Consider the following 15,385-nt stretch of genomic DNA (forward strand, 5'->3'; position numbering starts at 1 on the left):
CGATCGGGGTGACGAGTGCCGGACCGAGCCAACAGCCTGTTCGACGCCGCCACCATCGCCAGGCGTTGGGCCGCCGAATATTGCGCACATTCCCTGGCGGGCGACGTGCTGTGCGATGCGGGCGACCGCGCGCCCTGGCTCGCCGCGCTGGAGGAGCTTGCCGCCGCCGCCGGCGATTCGCTCGACCATGCCCGCGAACGCGCGCAGCAACAGGCGGAGGACGTCGGCCTGGGCCGCCGCATCCCCGGCGAAAGCGAGGAGCGCCGCTGGCCGCTCTCCCCCGTTCCGCTGCTGATCGCCAGCGACGAATGGCAGGCAATCGCCGCCGGCATCGTCGAGCGCGCCGAACTTCTGGAGACCGTGACCGCCGATCTTTATGGTCCCAGCCGGCTGGTGTCGGACGGCGCGATCCCGGCGGCGCTGGTCACCGGCAGCCCCTTGTTCCTGCGCCCGATGGTGGGGGTGACGCCGCCGGGCGGGCACCACCTCCATTTCCTTGCGGCCGACCTGTGCCGCGACGGGGACGGACGCTGGCGCGTGCTCGCCGACCACCTGCGCGCCCCGGAGGGGGCGGGCTATGCACTCGAGAACCGGCTGGCGATCGCGCGCACCCTGGGCGGGCTGCAGGGCCGGCTCAACGTGCGGCGCCATGCGCCATTCTTCGCGGCAATGCGCGATGGCCTCGCCGCCGCCTGCCGCCGCAGCGAGCCGCGCATTGGCCTGCTCACCCCCGGCCGGCTCGACCCGAGCTATGCCGAGCAGGCGCATCTCGCCCGCTACCTGGGCTTCTTGCTGGTCGAAGGCGCCGACCTCGCCGTCCGCAACGACCAGCTCTATGTCCGCACCATTGCCGGGCTGAAGCGGATCGATGCATTGTGCCGGCGGGTGGACCCGCGGCGCCTCGATCCGCTTGCCTTTGATTCACGCTCGACCATCGGCGTCCCGGGATTGATCGACGCGATGGCGGCGGGCAATGTCGTCATCGCCAATGCGCCGGGCGCGGGCATGCTGGAGGCGCCGGCGGTTGCCGCCTTCCTCCCCGCGCTGGCGGAGCGGCTGAACGGCGCGCCGCTGCAGCTTCCCAACGTCGCCACCTGGTGGTGCGGGCAGCCGGCCGAGCGCGCGCATGTGCTCGCCAACCTCGACCAGATGGTGATCGCGCCCGCGTTCGGCCCCGTCCCGCTCGGCCTGCCGGGGTGCAAGGCGGTGCCTGGCGCCGCGCTCGACGCCGACGCGCGGCGGCTGCTGGCAGAGGACATGATGCGCCGGCCGCAGGATTATGTCGGCCAGGAAGCGGTGCAGCTCTCCACCCTTCCCTTCGTCGATGGCGAGCGGCTGGAGCCGCGACCCTTTACCCTGCGCGTGTTCGCCGCCCGCGACGCCGACGGCAACTGGGCGGTGCTGCCCGGCGGCTTTGCGCGCATCGGCAACCAGACCGACACGCGCGCGACCGTGATGGGCGAGGGCAGCTGGTCCGCCGACGTCTGCGTCCACGGGCCGGACCCGGTGCTGCCGGTTTCGCTGCTGCCCCAGGCGAATACGATCGAGCTGCGGCGCAATCCAGGAACGCTGCCCAGCCGCGTCGCCGACAATCTCTTCTGGCTCGGCCGCTATCTGGAGCGGGGCGAGGCCCTGCTGGGGGCGCTCCGCGTGCTGCTCGGCCATTCGATCAGCGCCGACACGGGCGCGGCGCTGGACGACCCCACCGTCGCCCGACTGGTCACGCTGATCGCCCAGGCCAATGCCGCCCCGGCGCCCGCCGGCCGGCGGCGGCGCGAGCTGGTGGAGTTCGCCCGCGCCGCGATCGACGGCGACGACGCCCAGTGGCACAATGTCCGCCGGATCAACCGGCTGGCGGCAGGGATCGGCGCCATCTCCCGTGACCGGCTGTCGGCGGACATGCTGCGGCTGCTCGACGCGCCGCATCCCACCCGCGGCGGGCTGCTCGACCGTGCCGGCTCGCTCCAGCGCCGCTATGCAGCGCTTGCCGGGCTTTCGGCCGAACACATGGCGCGCACGGATGCCTGGCGCTTCCATGACCTTGGCCGCCGGCTAGAACGCGCACTGGCGATCACCCGCGCGCTCGCGACCTTTGTGACGCCCGAGGCGACCGCCGACGACCTGTCGACGCTGCTCGACCTGGCCGACAGCCAGATCAGCTATCGCCAGCGCTACCTCACCGGTTTTGCGCGGCTACCGGTGGTGGACCTGGTCGCCCTTGACCCGGGCAACCCGCGTGCGATCGCGTTCCAGATCGGCGCGATCGGCGACCACCTCGCGCGCCTGCCGGTGCTGTCCGATTCCGGGCTCGCCGAGCCGCAACAGGCGCTGGCGGTCGAGGTGCAGGCGATGGTCGCGACCGCGACCGCCGCGAGCTTCGACACCGCGGCGGTGACGGCACTGGAGGGCCGGCTGATGCAGCTTTCGAACGCGATCGCCACGCGCTATTTCCTGCAGGGCGCGGAACCGCTGCGCGGCACGGGGTTAACCTTGGCATGATGCGCTATGCCATCCGCCATGTGACACGCTTTCAGTATGCGCAGGCAGCCGGCTTTGCGCGCTGCAACCTGCGGCTGAAGCCGATCCTGTGGTCCGGCCAGACGCTGGACGACTATTCGCTTTCCGTCGAGCCGGGCGGCCACACCGCGCCGGCGCGCGCACAGGCGGGGCTTGCCAACGTCCTGCGGCTGGTGGTCGAGCGCCCGGAAAAGGTGCTCACGATCGAAAGCCGCGCACGCATGACGGTGGACCGGCCGATCCCGGTGCCGGCACCCGACGACCCCAGCCTGGCCGACATCGCCGCCCAGGCGCGCGCCAGCCAGGACGCGGGGCCGGCGAGCCCGGCGAGCTACCTCTTCCCGTCGCCGCACATCCCGCTCAATCGCGACATCGGCGCATGGTGCGCCCAGGAGCTCGACCCGGAGCGCGGCGCGCTGGAGGCGGCGATCGCGCTTGCCCGGCGCATCCAGCGCGAGTTCGCGTTCGACACCACCGCCACGCTGGTCGACACGCCCCCGCACGTTGCATTCGCCAAGCGGGGCGGCGTGTGCCAGGATTTCGCGCAGATCATGATTTCAGGCCTGCGCGCGGCGGGCCTGCCGGCGGCCTATGCGTCGGGCTATCTGCGCACGCTGCCGCCGCCGGCCAAGCCGCGGCTGGTGGGAGCGGATGCCACCCATGCCTGGGTGTTGCTGTGGTGCGGCGACCGCCACGGCTGGGTCGGCGTCGATCCCACCAACGGCATCTGGATGGCGAACGACCATGTCATCGTCGCGGTCGGCCGCGACTATGGCGAGATCGCACCGATCGACGGCGTGGTGCTGGGATCGGGGGCGCAGACGATGACGGTGTCGGTCGACGTGGCGCCGCTGGAGGATTGAGGGGGACACCCGCGCCACCTGCGCGGCGCTCGCCTCTCAGCGCACCAGCGAAGCGCCGCCCAGCAGTGCGATCAGCGCCGGGTCGCGGGTGCTGCGCGGGTCGGCACGAATCGCCGCTTCCTCGCGCCCGATCGCGCGGAAGATCGCCTGGCCGGCCTGATCCGCACCGGCGCGCGCGAGCGCGAGATAGTCGATGCCGGTGCGCGAGCCTGCGACCGCCGACAGGATCTCCAGCGCATCCGATCGCAGGCCGGACGAAAATTCGGGAAGCATCGCCTCCACCAGCGCGCCGCCGACCTGGCGCTGAAGCAGGTCGGTCGCCGCGGTCGGGCCGCCGCGCAGCACCGCCACCGCATCGGACAGCGTCATCGACCGGATCGAGTCGAGCACCACCGGCGTCGCCCGCTCGGCCGCATCCACCGCTACGTCGTTGAGCGCCATCGCCACCCGGCTGCGCACCGCGTTCGTGCGCAGCACCGCGCCGAGCACGTCGTTGCCGCTGCCGATGTCGGGCAGGGTCAGGCGGGTGAGCTGGTCGTCGTAGAAGCCGCCAGGCTCCGTCAGCCGGGCAAAGGCACGCTCGCTCGACAGCGTCAGCAGCCGGCGCACGCCCTCTTCCACGCCAGTGCTTCCCAGCGTCGTCGCGCAACCCGGCAGGGCGAGCAACGGGAGCAGCAGCGCGGATTGGGCGAGCAGGCGCCGACGGGCGGGAGAGGCACAGGCGTTCATGCTCCGGAAAACGGCCGTTCCCGCCGCTTCGTTCCGCTTGAACAATGGTTGGGCCGCACCCATTGCCGTACCGCCCCGTACCGCCTAGCTAACGGGCATGGCAGACCCTTACGCAACCCTGGGCGTCGCGCGCGACGCGAGCGAAGCGGACATCAAGAAGGCGTATCGCACGCTCGCAAAAGAGCTGCACCCCGACCGGAACAAGGACAATCCCAAGGCGGCCGAGCGCTTCAGCCAGGTGACGCAGGCCTATGACCTGCTCACCGACAAGGACAAGCGCGCCCGCTTCGACCGCGGCGAGATCGACGGCGACGGCAACCCGAGCGCGCCGTTCGGCTTTGGCGGGGGTCCGGGCGGCGGGTTCCGGCCGGGTGCTGGCGGACGCAGCCAGTTCGATTTCGGCGATGGCGACGCGGGCGGGTTCGAGGATCTGTTCGGCGGACTGTTTGGCGGCGGCCAGCGCGGTGGCGGAGGGTTCGGCGGCGGCAGCTTCGGCCGGCGCCAGGCGCCCAAGGGCGCGAACGTTCCCTACCGCCTGTCGGTCTCCTTGACCGACGCGGCGACGCTCAGCCCGCAGCGGATCATGCTGCGCGACGGCAAGACGATCGACCTGAAATTGCCCGCAGGCGTCGAGAGCGGCACCCAGATGCGCCTCGCCGGCAAGGGGGACCCGGGTGCCGGCGGGCCCGGTGACGCGATTGTCACTATCGAGGTGCAGCCGCATCGCTTCTTCACTCGCGACGGCGACGACATCCGCCTGGACCTGCCGATCAGCCTGGCCGAGGCGGTGCTGGGCGGCGAAGTGCGCGTGCCCACCGTCGAGGGCGCGGTGATGCTCAAGGTGCCCAGGGGCTCGACCTCGGGCAAGGTGCTGCGCCTGAAGGGCCGCGGCTTCCACAAGAAGGGTGGCGGCCGCGGCGACCAGCTGGTGACGCTGATGGTCGACCTGCCGGTCGGCGACGACGCGCTGGTCGAATTCGTGCAGGGCTGGCCCGGCCGCGACCAGGATCCGCGGTCGAAGCTCGGCCTGTGACCGATCCCCGCGCCGGCTCCGGTCCATTGGTCGGCGCGGTTTCTCCCCAAAGCCCGGAAGCGCGCAGGCACCGGCACGCGCCGCTGTTGTCGCGCATGGGCCTGAGCGCGCGCGTGATCGAGATCCTGCGCCGGGTGGCGGTGGGCACCTATACCGACGGCTTCACCCACGCCGGCAACCTCGCCTATCTGTCGCTGGTCACGCTGTTCCCCTTCTTCATCGTCGCGGCCGCGGTCGCGCGGCTGGTGGGGCGCACCGGCGACGGCGTGCATGCGGTCGAGGCGTTCCTGCGCACCGTCCCGCCGGAAGTCGCGGGCGTCCTCGAGAAGCCGATCCTGGACGTGCTTCAGGCGCGATCGGGATCGCTGCTATGGCTGGGCGCGATTGTCGGGCTGTGGACCACCACCGGCTTCATCGAAACGGTGCGCTCGATCCTGCGTCAGGCCTATGGCATCCCGTTCAACCGGCCGTTCTGGGAATATCGCCTGGGGTCGATCGGCCTGATCGTCGGTTCGGTGATCCTGGCGATGGCGGCGTTCAGCTTCCAGGTGGCGCTGCTCGGCATCGAACAGTTCATCCTGCGCGTGATGCCGTTCCTGACCGACACGGCGCGCATCCTCTCGGTCGCGCGGCTGGCGCCGGCGGTCGCGCTGTTCGTCGCGCTCTACATGCTGTTCTACAGCCTCACCCCCAGCAAATACCGCTACAGCAAATGTCCCAAATGGCCGGGCGCGGCGCTGACCGCGGGCTGGTGGCTGGGCACCACGGCGCTGCTGCCTTTGGCGCTCGACTTGCTTGGTGGCTATGATCTCACCTACGGCAGCCTGGCGGGCGTCATGATCGCGCTGATCTTCTTCTTCGTCGTGGGGTTGGGGGTGGTCGTCGGCGCAGAGTTGAACGCGGCGCTGGCGGAAACCCCCGAAGCGGGGCTAGAGGAGCCGGCCGGACCACAGGAGGATACAGCGGCGTGACGGGACTGATGCAGGGCAAGCGTGGGCTCATCATGGGGCTTGCCAACGATCGTTCGCTGGCATGGGGCATCGCCAAGGCGCTCCACGAGCAGGGCGCGGAGATGGCCTTTACCTATCAGGGTGAGGCGCTGGGCAAGCGCGTGAAGCCCCTCGCCGAGCAGCTGGGCTCGGACACGCTGATCGAATGCGACGTGTCGGACATGGGCGCGCTCGACCGCGCGTTCGACGAGCTGGCGCAGAAGTGGCCGACGATCGACTTCGTCGTCCACGCGATCGGCTTTGCGGACAAGAACGAGCTGCGCGGTCGCTACTACGACACCAGCCTCGAAAACTTCCTGATGACCATGAACATCTCGGTCTTCAGCTTCACCGCCGTCGCCAAGCGCGCGCGGGAGATGATGCCGAACGGCGGCAGCCTGCTGACGCTGACCTATTATGGCTCGGAAAAGGTCGTTCCCCACTACAACGTGATGGGTGTGGCCAAGTCGGCGCTCGACACCTCGGTCAAATATCTGGCGGTCGACCTTGGGCGCGACAACATCCGCGTCAACGCAATCTCGGCCGGCCCGATCAAGACGCTCGCGGCCTCGGGCATCGGCGACTTCCGCTACATCCTGAAGTGGAACGAGCTGAACTCGCCGCTCCGCCGCAACGTCACCATCGAGGACGTCGGCGGCGCCGGCCTTTACATGCTCTCCGACCTGGCGAGCGGCGTCACCGGCGAGATCCACCATGTCGATGGCGGCTACAACGTCATCGGCATGAAGGCCGAGGACGCACCCGACATCGCGCTGTCGTGAGCATCACCATCCGCCCGGCCTCGGGCGGGGACGTGGCCGCCATCGACGCGCTGCTGCGCACCGCCTTCCCGGCGCCTGACGAGGCGATGCTGGTCCAGCGGCTGTGCATCGACGGCGACATGGTCCTGACGCTGGTGGCAGACGATGAGGACGACGGCATGCTTGCGGGCATGGTCGCGTTCAGCCGCATGGCCGTGGACATCGCGGGCAAGCCCATCGCCGCGGTGGCACTGGCGCCGGTCGCGGTCGCCGCCTCGCACCGTCGCCAGGGCGTGGGCGAGGCGCTGGTCCGCGCGGGGCTGCAGCATCTGATGGATGCTGGCGTGCACCTGTGCTTCGTGCTGGGCGATCCGGAATATTATGGGCGGCTGGGCTTTGCCGCCGACTGGGCGCAGGGGTTCGACTCACCCTATGCGGGCGAGAATTTGCTGGCACTGCCGCTGCAGCAGGGCGCGATGCCCTGCGGTGTCCGCGGCGAGGCCCGCCACGCCAGTGCCTTTGCGCTGCTCGGGGAGAGGGCATGAGCGTCAACAGCTTCGGGCGGGTGTTCCGCTTCACCACCTGGGGCGAGAGCCATGGACCCGCGATCGGCGCGGTGGTCGACGGCTGCCCACCGGGAATTGCGATTTCCGAGGCCGACCTCCAGCCGTTCCTCGACGCGCGCCGCCCCGGCACCTCGCGCTTCACGACCCAGCGGCGCGAACCCGACGAAGTCCGCATCCTTTCCGGCGTGTTCGAGGGCCGCACCACCGGCACCCCGATTTCGCTGATGATCGAGAACGTCGACCAGCGCTCCAAGGATTATTCGGAGGTTGCCCAGGCCTATCGCCCTGGCCACGCCGACTATGCCTATGACGCCAAATACGGCTTCCGCGACTATCGCGGCGGCGGGCGTTCCTCCGCGCGCGAAACCGCGTCGCGCGTGGCCGCCGGTGCCGTCGCGCGGCTGGTGATCCCGGAAGTGACCATCACCGCCTGGGTCGAGGCGATCGGCGGCGACGCGATCGACTATGCGAACTTCGATGCCGCCGAGATCGGCCGCAATCCCTTCTTCTGCCCCGATCCGCAAGCCGCCGTCCGCTGGGAGGCGCTGGTCGACCGCGCGCGCAAGGCCGGCTCGTCGCTCGGCGCCGTCGTCGCCTGCGAAGCGACGGGGGTCCCCGCCGGGTGGGGCGCGCCGCTCTATGCCAAGCTCGACAGCGAGCTTGCGGCGGCCGCCATGTCGATCAACGCCGTCAAGGGCGTCGAGATCGGCGACGGCTTTGCGGCAGCCGCGCTTTCCGGCGAGGAGAATGCCGATCCGATGCGCCCGGGTGAAGCGGGTCCCGCCTTCCTCGCCAACCACGCCGGCGGGATCGCGGGCGGGATCGCCACGGGCCAGCCGGTGCGGCTGCGCGTCGCGTTCAAGCCGACCAGCTCGATCCTGACGCCGATGGAGACCATTACCCGAACGGGTGAGGCGACCACGCTCGCCACCCGGGGGCGGCATGACCCTTGTGTCGGCATCCGCGGGGTTCCGGTGGTGGAAGCCATGGTCGCGCTGGTGCTCGCCGACCAGAAACTGCTGCACCGGGCGCAGTGCGGATGAATCAACGCTTTACGATGTAAGGCTTTTTACTTGCGCTCAAGCGAGTGGAACGACGGCACTTCTTTGATTCCGGGGCGTTTGGCCTTGAGGTTTTGGAGAAGGAAACCCCATCATGCGCAAGACGATCTTGATCGGTATGCTGGCGGTTTGTGGCTCAGCCGCCGCGATCGCCCAGACGACCACTAGCCCGACCACGACCAGCCCGACGACCAGCCCGACCACGACGCCGGGCACGGAAACGACGACCGACACGCAGCGTGGTACGCAGACCACCAGCCCCGACACGTCATCGACGACCACCACCGGCCGGCAGACCCGGAGCGGTTCGCGTAACCGCCGGAGCACCACGACCTCGCCGACCACCACCGACAGCACGACCGGCTCGGGCAGCTCGTCCACGCCGGGTTCGACCGGCACGATTCCAGACGGCATGTCGGGAAGCTCCGGCGGTTCGACCACCGGAAGCTCGGGCGGCTCCGGCACCGGTGCGGGTGGCACTGGCACGGGCGGCAGCTCGGGCGGCTCGACCACCATGGGTGGCGCAGGCGGCACCGGCACCGGTGGCAGCTCTGGCGGCAGCTCCGGCGGGCGCTGACCGTCTCTCGACCGGGCGAAACGTCCGGCCTCCCTCTGCACGTCCAGCCAGCGGCAGCGTCGCTGGCTGGCGCGTGTTCCCTGACCGGGGTCGCGTCCGGGCCTGGCCCCGGCGTACCGTTGTTCCTACATGGCGCAGGCCCCAGACCCGGAGACCTGCCGAATGTCGTTCGAGCCCCCCTATCAGCCTGACCCCGCACGCTATGACGGGCGCATGCCCTATCGGCGGTGCGGTCGCAGCGGACTGAACCTGCCGGCGATCAGCCTGGGGCTGTGGCAGAATTTCGGCGGCGAAGACGTGTTCGAGACGGGCCGCGCGATCCTGCGCCGCGCGTTCGACCGCGGCGTCACCCATTTCGATCTCGCGAACAACTATGGCCCGCCCTATGGCTCGGCGGAGGAGAATTTCGGGCGCGTGATGGCGCACGATTTCCGCGCCCACCGCGACGAGCTGCTGATCTCCTCCAAGGCCGGCTGGGACATGTGGCCCGGGCCCTATGGCGGCATCGGCGGCAGCCGCAAATATCTGATCGCCAGCTGCGAGCAGAGCCTGAAGCGGATGGGCCTCGACTATGTCGACATCTTCTACTCGCATCGCGTCGATCCCGACACGCCGCTCGAAGAGACCATGGGCGCGCTCGCGCAGCTCCATGCACAGGGCAAGGCGCTGTACGTCGGCATCTCCTCCTATTCGCCCGAGCTGACGCAGCAGGCAGCGGCAATCCTCACCGAGCACAAGGTGCCGCTGCTGATCCACCAGCCGAGCTATTCGATGCTCAACCGCTGGATCGAGCGCGACCTGCTGGCGACGCTCGCCGACCTCGGCACCGGCTGCATCGCCTTTTCGCCGCTCGCGCAGGGCATGCTCACCAACAAATATCTGGGCGGTGTTCCCGCCGATGCGCGCGCGGCACGCGGCGGTTCGCTGTCTGAGGGCCTGCTGACGGAAGAAAACCTTGCGCGCGTGCGGGCGCTCGGCGAGATTGCCCAGGCACGCGGGCAGAGCCTGGCGCAGATGGCGATCGCCTGGGTACTGCGCGACCCGCGCGTCACGTCCGCGCTGATCGGCGCGCGCACGGTGGCGCAGCTCGACAACAGCCTGGATGCGCTCAACCGCCTTGATTTCACCGACGACGAGCTGGCGCGCATCGACGCGCACGCCGGCGAGGGCGGGATCAACCTGTGGGAGGAATCCGCCAGCATCCGCGAACTCCCGGCAGCGGGTGGACGCAGCGCGGGGTAGAAAGACCTCCCGCACTCCCGCCTCTTGTGCTCCCGCCAAGGCGGGAGCCCCGGGTTGCAGGCGTAAACCGGCGCTGTTGCGCTGGGCTCTGATTTCCCGCCTGCGCGGGAGCACGAGAAAGGGTTTCGCAGAGGTCTCGCCCGCGCGGGAATACGGAAGCTGGGTCGGGGGGGGATGCTGACGTGCGGCCTCAGCGGGAAAGGCGTATCTTAGTCGGGCGGTAACCTCCGCTCGCCAGATTGGCGGCGGAACCACAAGGAACTGCCATGTTGATCGCGGAAATGCTGTCGGGCCTGCACGGGCTGCTCGCGGCCAGGGGCACGGGCGACGATGGCACAGGCGACACGATCCTCTTCGCCGCCTTCGGCTCGGGCGACCGCCGTGCCGCCGTCCTGACCGCGCGCGGCGCCGGTTTCGAGGAAGCATGGTCGCGCCTGTCCGCGCTGGTCCAGGAGGCGGCACAGGCGAGCCCGCCCCGCTGGCTGCGCGTCGAGCGTGTGACCGAAGTCCAGCCCAGCAGCTGGGGCAAGCTTCGCGCCAGCCTGCGCCAGACCAAGCGCAACTATTTCCGCTATGGCATCGCCCTCGACGCGCAGTTCGAGCGCGCGTTCCTGGAGCAGGAGCTCAACGCCAACGCGATGCTCTATGGCGGCAACACCATCGGCCATGCGGTGGTGAACGAGGGCAATTTCGCCAGCTATGCGCGGCGGAAGTACGGCACCTCGACCGCCATCGACTTTGCCGACGAGACGCCGCTGTTCCTCTTTTCCACTGAGGCGGCCTTTGCCGACGATGCCGGGACCTGCGTGCCGCTGGAGAGCGAAGGGCTGGCGCGCGGGCGCCGACGGCTGGAGCCGCTGACCCCGGACCATGTCGCGGCGCTGGTGCAGGACGGCGCCCTGTACCTCGCCGCCCAGGTCGGCGACGATGGCCGCTTCGTCTATGGCTATCACCCGTGCTTCGACCGCAGGATCGACACGTACAATGCGCTGCGTCACGCCAGCTCCACCTATGCGATGATCGAGGCGTGGGAGATGCTGCACGACCCGCAGCTCGCCGCTGCGATCAACCGTGCGCTCGGCTATCTGGTACGGGAACTCATCCGCCCAGCCATGCTGGGCGACGGCACGCAGGCCGCGTTCCTTGTGGACATGGGCGACGAGATCAAGCTGGGCGGCAGCGCGGTCGCGATCCTGGCGCTCGTCCAGCACGCCAAGGCGACCGGCTGCCGCGACCATCTCGCGCTGATGGAGCAGCTGGCACTCGGCATCCGCTCGATGCAGAAGCAGGAGACCGGTGCCTTCACGCACGTGCTCCACTATCCCGACCTGAAGGTCGTGCAGGCGTTTCGGACCATCTATTATGAGGGCGAGGCTGCGTTCGCGCTGATGCGGCTCCACGGACTCACCGGCGATCCGCGCTGGCTGGCCGTGGTCGAGCGCGCCTATGACCATTTCCTCGCGGCCGGGCATTGGCAGCACCACGACCACTGGCTCGGCTATTGCACCAACGAGCTGACGCTGGTGCGGCCGGAGGAACGCTATCTCCGCTTCGGCATCCGCAATGTCGCCGGCTATCTCGACTTCGTCCGCGACCGGATCACGACCTTTCCCACCCTGCTCGAGCTGATGATGGCCGCGCATGCCATGCTGGCGCGGATCGCCGACATGCCCGAGCACCGCCACCTGCTCGCCGAAGTCGACGTCGACCGCTTCAACGAGGCACTGGAGGCGCGCGTGCGCCACCTGCTCAATGGCCATTTCTGGCCGGAACTGGCGATGGACTTCGCCCGGCCGGACCGCATCGCCGGCAGCTTCTTCATCCGCCACCATGGCTTTCGCGTCCGCATCGACGATGTGGAGCATTACCTCTCCGGCCTTGTCGCCTATCACCGCTACCGCACGCAAGGGTCGCCGCTGCGGCCCGCCACGCCGGCATCCGGTACGGCAGGCCCGTGGAATGCGGAGAGCCTGGCGACGGCGACCGGCGGGCGCTGGATCGTCCCGCCGCCCGCCGGCTGGTCCGCAGACGGCGTCTGCATCCACCCGCCCACCTATCGCCCTGGCCAGCTGGCGGTGGTCCGATTGGGCGCGACGGGGCGCGGGATGCGCGCGGCGGCAGTCGCCACCCTGTCGCCGCCACCCGCGGCCGTCATCACCGACGGGGATCCGGCTAGCGTGCCGCCGGGCATGCCGGTGCTGCGCGTTGCCGACACCGGCGATGCCGTTCTCGAACTCGGCAGGGCGGCACGGCGACAGCTGACGGCGCCCGTCCTGGCCGTCACCGGAAGCGCGGGAAAGACGACCGCGGTCGCCATGCTGGCGCATGTGCTGGAGCCCTTCGGTCCGGTCGGGCGCAGCGCGCACAACGCCAATCTTCCGCATGGCGTCGCCTGGAACCTTGCCTCGCTTGCCCCGGACGCCAGGCATGTCGTGCTGGAACTGGCGGTCGGCCGCATGGCGCACAGCGCCCGGCTGGCCCGGCCGGACGTGGCGATCTTCACCAACATCGCGCCTGCGCACCTGACCGGCGGCAGCAGCGTCGCGGACATCGCGCGCACCAAGAGCGCGATCTTCCTGGGCATGGCGCCGGGCGGTAGCGCCATTCTCAACCGCGAAATGGACCAGTGGCACATCGTCCATGCCGCCGCACAGGCGCGGCAGCTGCGCGTGATCCACTATGGCCGGTCGGAGGGTTGCGACGTACGGCTGCTGTCCTACGACGGCGGCCGCGGCGCGGTGGAGGCGCTGGTGTTCGGCCGGCCGGTGCGGTTTACGCTCGGCGCATCGGGCGAGCACATGGCGCTGAACGCGCTGGCCACACTCGCCGCGGTCGCAGCGCTGGGCCACCCGATCGAGCCGGCGCTCGAGGCGCTGGCCGGGTTCCGCTCGCTTCCCGGTCGTGGCGAAACGCTGCCGCTGGCGATCGACGGCAAGCGGGTGACGCTGATCGACGACGCCTACAACGCCAATCCCGCATCGATGGCCGCGGCGCTTGCCGACCTGACCCAGCGCCCCGGCACCCGCCGCGTGGCGGTGCTGGGCGAGATGGCCGAGCTTGGCGAAGGCGAGGAGCCGTTCCACCACGCACTCGCCACGGCCGTCGATCCGCGGATCGCGCGCGTGCATGCGCTTGGGTCCCTTTGGAGCCGGTTCTGGGCGGCGCTGCCGTCGCACCAGCGCGGCACCCATGCATCGACGCTGGAGGCCCTGATGGCGGCGGTGCGCGCGGATCTCCGGGACGGGGACGTGGTGCTGTTCAAGGGGTCAAACAGCCGGCGCATCCACGAACTGGTCGACTGGCTCAAGGCCCAGGCCGGCAGGACCCCCCAGCCCCTGTTGCGGCCGGCGGCACAGCCCACGCCGCCGCAGAGCCGGCTGCTCTACGACCTGGAGGCCGGGCGTATGGTGTTCGCCGAACATGCCGATGCGGCGCATCACCCGGCCGCCCTCGCCAAGCTGCTCACCCTCTGTCTGGTCGAGGAGCGCCGCCAGGCGCTCGGCATCGGCACGGAGGTGCTGGTCCCCGTCTCGCCAGCGGCCGCGGCCGTCAACAGCCGCTGGCGGCTGGAGGCCGGAGAAGCCGTGGCGCTCGGCGACCTGATGGCCGCCACTGCGATCGTCGGCGCGAACGAGGCGGCGCAGGCGCTCGCCGAGTGGCACAGCGGCTCGGCCGAAGCCTTTGTCCAATTGATGAACGAACGCGCGCAGGCAATCGGCATGACCGCGTCACGCTTCGCCTCGGCAAGCGGCGTGGGGCGTGGACAGGCGATCACCGGCGCCGACGCCATCCTTTTGGGCGCGCATGTGCTCACACAGGCACCTGCGGTTCATGCGCTGTCGGCCCGGCCCGCGTTTACGTGGAAGGGCGTGGCCTACCCCAACACCAACCGGCTGCTCGGCACCGCGGTCGGCGTGGACGGGCTGCGCACCGGCAGCGTGGGCGCACGTGCCCACCACCTGCTGCTGTCGGTACTGGATGCAGGCGGCAGGCGCTGGATCGCAGCGGTGCTGGGCGCCCCCACCCGCGCGGCGCGCGACGCGGCCGCGCGTGCGCTGCTCAGCGAGCGGATTCCTGCGGTGGAGGCGGCAGCGGCGCCATCGCGCGCAACGCCGCGCTGATCGCCGCGGCATCCTCGCCCCGCGCATAAAGCGCGGCGCCTGCCTTCAGCGGCCCGACCAGCAGGTGGCGGGTTCGCCCCTCCCCCTTCAGCAGGAGGTGGGTGGGGTGCAGGCCAGCGCTGCGCAGCCGTTCGACGTAATGGCGCTGGCTGAGGAACGGCACCGCGCGGTCGCCCGGATCCGAAAGGACGAAGATGTCGGGCGCCGGGCGCGGGATTTCCCGGACATGGCCGATCGGATCATAGACGGCGTTCGGGTCCTCGACCGGCCCGGCATTGCGACCGCGCCGCTTTTGGTAGGCGCGCATCACCTCGGCCGCGGAGACCAGTCCCGAGCTGATGAAGGCGGCGCTGACGTCCCGCCGGCGGCCGAGCAGCGCCGCCACCAGCTGGCCGCCACCCGAATGCCCCGCCAGGATGAAGCGCGAGACCCGGTAGCGCGCCTTGATCCGGTCCAGCGCGCCATCGACCAGCCGCACCTCCTCGATCCGCCGCCGCGCGCCATGATTGCCGGAGGAGCCGTAGAGCCCCGGCCGCGCGAGAAACAGCGCGGGAGTGCCGGCGTCGCGCGACCAGCGCGCCATCTCCTGGCGAATGTCGGCCGGGGAACGCCGGGCATAGCTTGCCGCGATCAGGCGCACGCCACCACGCCCGCGCAGCAGCACGTCGCCCGACAGATAGACCAGCATCGTGCCGCCGGCGCGCGGAGTTCCGGCCGGATAGGTGCGCATGCAGGCGCCGCCGCCGGGCGTCGCCACCCAATAGGCATCGGGCACGTCCGCGCAGCGACGCCGGCTGCCGATGGCGCCGTTCAGCGCCTCACGCGCGTCGAAGGCCTCGCGGCCGCGCGGCACCCGCAAGGGGGCGGGGCGCTGAACTTCGTTGGGCATCAGCCGGGGCGGCATCGGGGTCTCCGCAGACAGCGAC

The 15,385-nt window shown here is 70.4% G+C and carries 12 protein-coding genes; 10 read left to right on the top strand and 2 right to left on the bottom strand.

Going from position 1 to position 15,385, the window contains the following annotated elements:
* Positions 1 to 15: 15 nt before the first annotated feature.
* Both LK533_RS10065 and LK533_RS10070 read left to right on the top strand, forming a co-directional pair.
* Complete coding sequence (locus tag LK533_RS10065; RefSeq protein WP_229362676.1) at positions 16 to 2,499, top strand: circularly permuted type 2 ATP-grasp protein; 2,484 nt, start codon at positions 16 to 18, stop codon at positions 2,497 to 2,499.
* Entirely contained in the window at positions 2,499 to 3,380 is an 882-nt protein-coding gene (locus LK533_RS10070; protein ID WP_229362809.1) for a transglutaminase family protein, read from the top strand. The genes LK533_RS10065 and LK533_RS10070 overlap by 1 nt, the downstream gene beginning before the upstream one ends.
* A gap of 36 nt (positions 3,381 to 3,416) precedes the next feature.
* Here the strand turns inward: LK533_RS10070 and LK533_RS10075 are convergent, their stop codons facing one another.
* A complete protein-coding gene (locus tag LK533_RS10075; RefSeq protein ID WP_229362677.1) occupies positions 3,417 to 4,109 on the bottom strand; it encodes a DUF4197 domain-containing protein in 693 nt (230 codons plus the stop codon).
* Between the two features lie 97 nt (positions 4,110 to 4,206).
* Between LK533_RS10075 and LK533_RS10080 the strand changes: the two genes are divergently transcribed.
* From LK533_RS10080 to LK533_RS10115, 8 genes are all read left to right on the top strand, one after another.
* Positions 4,207 to 5,142, top strand: coding sequence for a DnaJ C-terminal domain-containing protein (locus LK533_RS10080; protein WP_229362678.1), 936 nt, complete (start codon positions 4,207 to 4,209; stop codon positions 5,140 to 5,142).
* Between the two features lie 95 nt (positions 5,143 to 5,237).
* Positions 5,238 to 6,113, top strand: a complete 876-nt coding sequence (locus tag LK533_RS10085) for a YihY/virulence factor BrkB family protein (protein ID WP_229362810.1) — start codon at positions 5,238 to 5,240, stop codon at positions 6,111 to 6,113.
* Complete coding sequence (gene fabI / locus LK533_RS10090; protein WP_324255283.1) at positions 6,110 to 6,913, top strand: enoyl-ACP reductase FabI; 804 nt, start codon at positions 6,110 to 6,112, stop codon at positions 6,911 to 6,913. Before LK533_RS10085 ends, fabI begins: the two co-directional genes overlap by 4 nt.
* Positions 6,910 to 7,437 (top strand): GNAT family N-acetyltransferase, encoded by a 528-nt coding sequence (locus tag LK533_RS10095; RefSeq protein ID WP_229362679.1) that lies wholly within the window; start codon positions 6,910 to 6,912, stop codon positions 7,435 to 7,437. The genes fabI and LK533_RS10095 overlap by 4 nt, the downstream gene beginning before the upstream one ends.
* Positions 7,434 to 8,501 carry a chorismate synthase gene (gene aroC / locus LK533_RS10100; protein ID WP_229362681.1) on the top strand — a complete coding sequence of 356 codons (1,068 nt, stop codon included), beginning with the start codon at positions 7,434 to 7,436 and terminating at the stop codon, positions 8,499 to 8,501. Before LK533_RS10095 ends, aroC begins: the two co-directional genes overlap by 4 nt.
* 112 nt (positions 8,502 to 8,613) lie before the next feature.
* The gene (locus LK533_RS10105) at positions 8,614 to 9,096 is read left to right on the top strand and encodes a hypothetical protein (RefSeq protein WP_229362683.1); all 483 of its coding nucleotides are present in this window, start codon (positions 8,614 to 8,616) and stop codon (positions 9,094 to 9,096) included.
* Positions 9,097 to 9,258: 162 nt separating this feature from the next.
* Positions 9,259 to 10,338, top strand: a complete 1,080-nt coding sequence (gene mgrA / locus LK533_RS10110) for an L-glyceraldehyde 3-phosphate reductase (protein ID WP_229362813.1) — start codon at positions 9,259 to 9,261, stop codon at positions 10,336 to 10,338.
* Between the two features lie 266 nt (positions 10,339 to 10,604).
* A complete protein-coding gene (locus LK533_RS10115; protein ID WP_229362684.1) occupies positions 10,605 to 14,459 on the top strand; it encodes a Mur ligase family protein in 3,855 nt (1,284 codons plus the stop codon).
* Here LK533_RS10115 and LK533_RS10120 read toward each other — a convergent pair.
* Positions 14,398 to 15,348 (bottom strand): alpha/beta hydrolase family protein, encoded by a 951-nt coding sequence (locus tag LK533_RS10120; protein ID WP_229362685.1) that lies wholly within the window; start codon positions 15,346 to 15,348, stop codon positions 14,398 to 14,400. The genes LK533_RS10115 and LK533_RS10120 overlap by 62 nt on opposite strands.
* Positions 15,349 to 15,385: the final 37 nt, after the last annotated feature.

Source organism: Sphingomonas sp. PL-96 (genome assembly GCF_020707215.1).
Classification (GTDB): Bacteria; Pseudomonadota; Alphaproteobacteria; order Sphingomonadales; family Sphingomonadaceae; genus Sphingomonas.

Excerpts from the sequence above, each read along its gene's own strand:
- LK533_RS10070 (WP_229362809.1), top strand. The coding sequence starts at position 2,499 with ATGCGCTATGCCATCCGCCATGTGACACGCTTTCAGTATGCGCAGGCA.
- LK533_RS10075 (WP_229362677.1), bottom strand. The coding sequence starts at position 4,109 with ATGAACGCCTGTGCCTCTCCCGCCCGTCGGCGCCTGCTCGCCCAATCC.
- LK533_RS10080 (WP_229362678.1), top strand. The coding sequence starts at position 4,207 with ATGGCAGACCCTTACGCAACCCTGGGCGTCGCGCGCGACGCGAGCGAA.
- LK533_RS10085 (WP_229362810.1), top strand. The coding sequence starts at position 5,238 with ATGGGCCTGAGCGCGCGCGTGATCGAGATCCTGCGCCGGGTGGCGGTG.
- aroC (WP_229362681.1), top strand. The coding sequence starts at position 7,434 with ATGAGCGTCAACAGCTTCGGGCGGGTGTTCCGCTTCACCACCTGGGGC.
- LK533_RS10105 (WP_229362683.1), top strand. The coding sequence starts at position 8,614 with ATGCGCAAGACGATCTTGATCGGTATGCTGGCGGTTTGTGGCTCAGCC.
- mgrA (WP_229362813.1), top strand. The coding sequence starts at position 9,259 with ATGTCGTTCGAGCCCCCCTATCAGCCTGACCCCGCACGCTATGACGGG.
- LK533_RS10115 (WP_229362684.1), top strand. The coding sequence starts at position 10,605 with ATGTTGATCGCGGAAATGCTGTCGGGCCTGCACGGGCTGCTCGCGGCC.
- LK533_RS10120 (WP_229362685.1), bottom strand. The coding sequence starts at position 15,348 with ATGCCCAACGAAGTTCAGCGCCCCGCCCCCTTGCGGGTGCCGCGCGGC.